Origin of the sequence: Mesorhizobium sp. M1A.T.Ca.IN.004.03.1.1 (assembly GCF_003997555.1) — a bacterium.
GTDB lineage: Bacteria > Pseudomonadota > Alphaproteobacteria > Rhizobiales > Rhizobiaceae > Mesorhizobium.
In genome coordinates, this window is record NZ_RZTV01000579.1 from 1 (window position 1) to 258 (window position 258).

At 58.1% G+C, this 258-nt stretch carries 1 protein-coding gene; it reads right to left on the bottom strand.

Annotated features, from left to right (window positions below; translation table 11 throughout):
* Positions 1–258, bottom strand: a 258-nt coding sequence (locus tag EOD29_RS32950) for a dihydrodipicolinate synthase family protein (protein WP_206520580.1), incomplete at both ends; no start/stop codon positions are given.

Sequence of the window (258 nt, forward strand, 5' to 3'; positions counted from 1 at the left end):
GCGGCCTTGCATTTCCTGGCCTCTTCAGCGGCGACCCTCGTGCCTTCACCGGTAATCCCGGCAATGATCGGAACGGCACCGTCGACCGCTTCAACATAAGTGTGGATGAGAGCAAGGCGCTCATCTTCCGTGAGGAACGTGCCTTCGCCGGCATGGCCGAGGATGACGAGGCTTTTGACGCCTTCCATCGAGACCAGCCATTTGGCGATTTTGGCGTTGGCTTTGTGATCAATTTCACCGTCGCGGGTGAAAGCGGTA